Below are 5,354 nucleotides of genomic sequence, written 5' to 3'. Positions count from 1 at the left end.
CGCTGGACTAAACAAAGGCCCCCTTTTAGGGGGCTCACACAAAGCCACCTTCTTTAGAAGGTGGTAATTTACTTTTTTGCTGCCAAACGTTAGTGTTGAGGCTGTTTAGCGAACGCTTGCACGGCTGGGAAAGCTATTGGGTCTAAGATGTCTGTCAGGGCGCACAACCTACGGTGCAATTCTCCTGGGTAGTCGCCACACACGTTGATGTGTCCCATCTTGCGACCTGCACGTTTCTCTTTGCCATACCAATGAATGTGGCAACCTTCCATTGATAACAATGCTTCTGGTAGTGTGTCTTCACCAAGAATATTGATCATTGAGGTTTCACGAACCAATTTCGTACTGCCTAATGGTAAGCCGCACACTGCGCGCAGATGGTTTTCAAACTGACACGTTTCTGCACCTTGCTGTGTCCAGTGACCAGAGTTGTGCACGCGTGGAGCAATCTCATTCACTAAAAGTGCCCCATCGACATCAAAGAACTCAAGCGCCAATACGCCAATGTAATCTAGGCTATCTGCGACTGCCGTGAACATTTGCTTTGCTTGTTCCTGTAACCTTGGCGCATCAATCGCAGTAGAAAGACTCAATACACCGTTGGTGTGAACATTCTCTGCCAGAGGGTACACTTCCACACTGCCATCTTTGCTTCGAGCACCAACCAGTGATACTTCGCGGTTAAAAGGAACAAACTCTTCAGCAACAATCGCTTGAGTTGGTGTTGCCGCGATGCACTCTGCCATCTCAGTCCAAATGTCGTCGACTTGAGAAGCTTCTTTTAAGCGCCATTGGCCTTTACCATCGTAGCCACCCAATGCACTTTTCAGAACCATTGGCATACCAACGTGTTCAATTGCGCGCTCAAAGTCTTCACGAGTTTCAATGACGTAGTATTTCGCGTTGCGCACGCCAGCATCATCAAGCAGTGCTTTTTCAATACGGCGATCACCACCTGCTTTGATGGCTTGCGTACTTGGTAGGAACTTGCCGCTCGCTTCGCAAACTTTGAGCACGTCATGTGGAATATGCTCGAACTCGGCAGTAATCACATCAACTTGCGTAATCGCATTTTCCAAACCATGGCCAAGTACCTGTTGAGTTAAAGGGTGAACGACATCACCGTTGGTGACATCGTAAGCTGAAATTTGAATATTCAGTGGCGCACCAGCCAGAGACATCATACGAGCCAACTGACCCGCACCAAGAACCAGTACATGCATCTGATTAATCCTCTGCAGGGTTTGGATTTGCGAGAACTGTTTCCGTTTGCTCATTACGGAATGCTTCTACCTTCGCCATGATGTTTTCATCATGAGTGCCTAGGATTTGCGCTGCTAGGATACCGGCGTTTGCTGCGCCCGCTTCGCCAATCGCCAATGTACCAACCGCAATTCCCTTTGGCATCTGTACAATAGAAAGCAGTGAATCCATACCTTTCAGTGCACGAGACTGAACGGGAACCCCAAGCACTGGCAAACTAGTAAACGCCGCCGCCATACCTGGTAGGTGGGCTGCACCACCTGCGCCTGCGATGATAACTTTGATGCCGCGTTCTTTTGCGCCACTAGCGTAGTCAGCCAGTAATTGAGGAGTTCGGTGTGCTGACACGACTTTTGTTTCGTAAGGCACGCCAAATTGATCTAGCATGTCCGCTGCTAGTTTCATGGTTGGCCAATCGGATTTAGAACCCATGATGATACCGACTTTCATCTCAAACTCCTTTAAGCTGCAAAAATTAGGTGAGCTATAAATTTGTGCGCATTATACGGGGATTTTTATCTCAAGCAAACGTTTGCTTCTTGTTGTTGGCGCTATTGATACATTTTATAAAAAAATTGCTTTAGTGTCTGAGAATGAATATTTGTACACTTAGTGAAAACAACACAGTCAAACAAATAGGAAGTAATCGGTGGATAACTTTGAACAAGTGCTCAACGCACTCAAGCAAGGCGAAGTGATTGCCTATCCAACAGAAGGGGTTTTTGGTGTCGGATGTGATCCAGATAACCCAGAAGCAATTCAAAAGCTATTAGAGCTCAAGCAGCGTCCGGTAGAAAAAGGGCTGATTCTCATCGCGGCAAGTTATGATCAGCTCTTGCCTTATATTGATGAATCTCAGTTGACTGAAGAACAATTACAGACTGTTCATGCCACTTGGCCAGGCCCATACACTTGGATCATGCCAGCGAGCGATAAAGTATCCAACTGGGTTTCAGGGCAGTTTGATTCAATTGCGGTTCGTGTGACTGATCATCCTTTGGTGCAAAAAATGTGTAATGCATTCGGAAAGCCGTTAACCTCTACCAGCGCGAATCTTTCCGGCTTACCACCGTGTATGACCACGGAAGAAGTCGAAGAGCAGTTGGGTGATAAGCTGGTCGCCATTCTTCGTGGCGAGACCAGCGGTCGTGATAAACCCAGCGAGATTCGTGACGCCAAAACTTCACAAATATTAAGACAGGGTTAACCCTGCTAGCCAGCCATCATTAGGTTTCACGTAATAGGTAATAACGTATGTCAGCGATCGATAAGCACGCCGTAAAGCAGTTCTTGATGTCACTTCAGGACTCCATTTGTCAGCAGTTAGAACAAGAAGATGGAAAGGCCGTCTTTGTCGAGGATGCATGGCATCGTGAACCGGGCGAACGTCTTGGTGGCGGTGGGCGCTCACGTGTTATGCGTGATGGCCTTGTTTTCGAGCAGGGAGGCGTGAACTTCTCGCATGTGGAAGGGAAAGAAATGCCAGCATCTGCGACAGCGCATCGTCCAGAGCTAGCGGGTCGTCGTTTTGAAGCGATGGGTGTTTCTTTGGTTATTCACCCTAAAAACCCTTATGTACCGACTTCACACGCCAATGTTCGCTTCTTTATTGCAGAAAAAGATGGCGAAGACCCAATTTGGTGGTTTGGTGGTGGTTTTGACCTAACGCCGTTCTATCCATTTGAAGAAGATTGCCAATCATGGCACGACACTGCAAAACTGCTTTGTGCGCCATTTGGTGACGATGTTTACCAAGAGCATAAAGCATGGTGTGACAAATACTTCTTCCTACCACATCGTAATGAAACTCGCGGTGTTGGCGGTTTGTTCTTTGATGATCTAAACCAGTGGGAATTTGATAAGTGCTTTGCTTACATCAAAGCTGTCGGTGAAGGCTATTGCCAGGCTTATTTGCCGATCGTTTCTCGTCGTAAAGAGATCGAGTATGGTGAGCGTGAGCGTGAATTCCAACTATATCGTCGCGGCCGTTACGTAGAGTTCAACTTAGTGTATGACCGTGGCACCTTATTTGGTTTACAAAGCGGTGGGCGTACTGAGTCGATTCTGATGTCAATGCCGCCGCTCGCTCGCTGGGAGTACTGCTACGAGCCAGAAGCGGGATCGCCAGAAGCTGAACTTTACGAGCGATACCTAACGCCACGAGAGTGGTAAGCACGGAATCTCCTTTTCTATATAGATAGATAGTGATAGGGTCATCTGTAATCAGGTGGCCCTGTTTTCTCTATATCTAAGTAAGGAACAAAGGTAAGGAAATGACCCAGCAAATCGATCGCTATGCCGTGTTTGGTAATCCTATCGGACACAGTAAGTCGCCATTCATTCACACCTTGTTTGCTCGTCAAACTAATCAATCTTTGGTGTACACCGCAGAAAGTGCACCTGTTGATGGTTTTATTGACGCGGCGAAGGTGTTTTTTGCTGAAGGTGGCAAGGGGTGCAACATCACTATGCCATTTAAAGAAGATGCTTATCAATTTGCTAGTCGATTGACAGAACGGGCTCAGTTAGCAGGCGCGGTAAATACCCTCAAGAAGTTAGACGATGGTGAAATCATCGGTGACAACACTGATGGTGCAGGTTTAGTGCAAGATCTGCTTCAGCATCAGGTTGTATTGGAAGGCGCGCGAATCCTAATTATTGGCGCTGGTGGTGCAGCTCGTGGTGTTATTAAGCCACTACTTGATCAAAAGCCGACCTCTTTAACCATTACCAACCGTACCTTTAGTAAAGCACAGGAGCTTGCAGAGTTGTTTGTCTCTCACGGCCCTATCGTAGCGAGAGAGATGGAAAGTATTGATGAAGAGTATGATGTCATCATTAACTCCACTTCCGCTTCTCTTAGTGGTGAACTGCCTGCAATCTCTTCCTCTATCTTTGCCGCCAACAGCACAAGTTATGACATGATTTATGGAAAAGGGGTGACGAGCTTTAACTTATGGGCAAGAGAAAATGGTGCCGCTCATGCGTATGACGGTCTTGGAATGCTAGTTGGGCAGGCTGCAGAAAGCTTCATGCTCTGGCGTGGCTTACGTCCTGGTGCCAAACAAATTCTCAGAGAACTAAGAAAGAATCTTGAAGGTCAATAATCAATGAATCAATCTATCCTATTCCCTGACATGCAGTCTTGGGATGAAGCATCGCAATCGGTAAATTTTGCTGCGCAGCAATCTGGTGCGTTGATTGAGTGCTATGTAACAAAACAAAAGCTAGAAAAGCTTAGTGGTTCTCTGATTGAAACTGAGCAAGCGGCAATTAAAGTGTTTACTGATTACCGATTCGATCTAGAAGAAATCGCCGAAGAGTTAATAGAAGATGAAGCCTTCGATGAAGAAGGCCATATCATTATCGGTTAACAGGGCTTTAGTTCAAGTCTTTTACTTCATTTAAGTAGTCGTTTTTGTTCTGCACATAGTTGTTGGCAGACTTTTGCAAGAAAGCTCGTTCTTTTTCTGATAGAGGGCGAGCTTGTTTTACTGGGCTTCCAACATATAAGTAGCCACTTTCTAATACTTTCCCAGGTGGCACTAAACTGCCTGCTCCGATCATCACCTCTGACTCAATTACAACAGCATCTAAAACAATAGCTCCCATACCAATCAAAACACGATCGTGGATCTCACAACCGTGCAGCATCACTTTGTGGCCAATCGTAACGTCATTACCAATAATCAATGGGTAGCCGTTTGGGTTTTCGGCGTTCTTATGGGTGACATGCAAAACACTGCCGTCTTGAATATTCGTTCGATCACCAATGTGAATGTGGTTTACATCGCCTCGCGCTGCTACCAATGGCCAAATGCTAGAATCATCGCCAATTCGGATATCACCGACTAAAACAGAGGTTGGGTCAACGTAAACACGCTCACCAAGTTCAGGCTTTATACCTTTGTAGCTTCTCATTGAGCTCATCTTTTTTCCTTATTCAGGGCGATTACAGGGTGTATGGAGGTAGAATAGTAGTGAAAACTCGCCTTTTAGAATAAAAAACACCCAAACGATAAAAAAATCAAAAAAAACGAGAAAAAGGGCTTGCCAATGTGATCGCAATCTCTATAATGCCACCTCGCTGA

The 5,354-nt window shown here is 46.1% G+C and carries 7 protein-coding genes; 4 read left to right on the top strand and 3 right to left on the bottom strand.

The annotated features are described in order from the left end of the window. Positions 1–89: 89 nt before the first annotated feature. Both R7E78_RS23835 and purE read right to left on the bottom strand, forming a co-directional pair. The gene (locus R7E78_RS23835) at positions 90–1,223 is read right to left on the bottom strand and encodes a 5-(carboxyamino)imidazole ribonucleotide synthase (RefSeq protein WP_213969983.1); all 1,134 of its coding nucleotides are present in this window, start codon (positions 1,221–1,223) and stop codon (positions 90–92) included. A 4-nt stretch (positions 1,224–1,227) separates the two neighbouring features. Further along, positions 1,228–1,713, bottom strand: coding sequence for a 5-(carboxyamino)imidazole ribonucleotide mutase (gene purE / locus R7E78_RS23830; protein ID WP_005379082.1), 486 nt, complete (start codon positions 1,711–1,713; stop codon positions 1,228–1,230). A gap of 199 nt (positions 1,714–1,912) precedes the next feature. Between purE and R7E78_RS23825 the strand changes: the two genes are divergently transcribed. From R7E78_RS23825 to R7E78_RS23810, 4 genes are all read left to right on the top strand, one after another. Then, positions 1,913–2,470 (top strand): L-threonylcarbamoyladenylate synthase, encoded by a 558-nt coding sequence (locus R7E78_RS23825; RefSeq protein WP_005379084.1) that lies wholly within the window; start codon positions 1,913–1,915, stop codon positions 2,468–2,470. A gap of 47 nt (positions 2,471–2,517) precedes the next feature. Next, on the top strand, positions 2,518–3,435 hold the full coding sequence (gene hemF / locus R7E78_RS23820) for an oxygen-dependent coproporphyrinogen oxidase (protein WP_053350839.1): 918 nt from the start codon (positions 2,518–2,520) through the stop codon (positions 3,433–3,435). Between the two features lie 101 nt (positions 3,436–3,536). Beyond that, a complete protein-coding gene (gene aroE / locus R7E78_RS23815; RefSeq protein ID WP_042523879.1) occupies positions 3,537–4,370 on the top strand; it encodes a shikimate dehydrogenase in 834 nt (277 codons plus the stop codon). 3 nt (positions 4,371–4,373) lie between these two features. Continuing rightward, on the top strand, positions 4,374–4,637 hold the full coding sequence (locus tag R7E78_RS23810) for a DUF1488 domain-containing protein (protein ID WP_213971084.1): 264 nt from the start codon (positions 4,374–4,376) through the stop codon (positions 4,635–4,637). 7 nt (positions 4,638–4,644) lie between these two features. Here R7E78_RS23810 and R7E78_RS23805 read toward each other — a convergent pair whose 3' ends face one another. Further along, positions 4,645–5,193 carry a gamma carbonic anhydrase family protein gene (locus tag R7E78_RS23805; RefSeq protein WP_158157070.1) on the bottom strand — a complete coding sequence of 183 codons (549 nt, stop codon included), beginning with the start codon at positions 5,191–5,193 and terminating at the stop codon, positions 4,645–4,647. Between the last annotated feature and the right edge of the window lie 161 nt (positions 5,194–5,354).

This window comes from Vibrio sp. YT-19(2023) (assembly GCF_033337395.1).
This window is presented reverse-complemented; position numbering and strand designations above follow the sequence as displayed.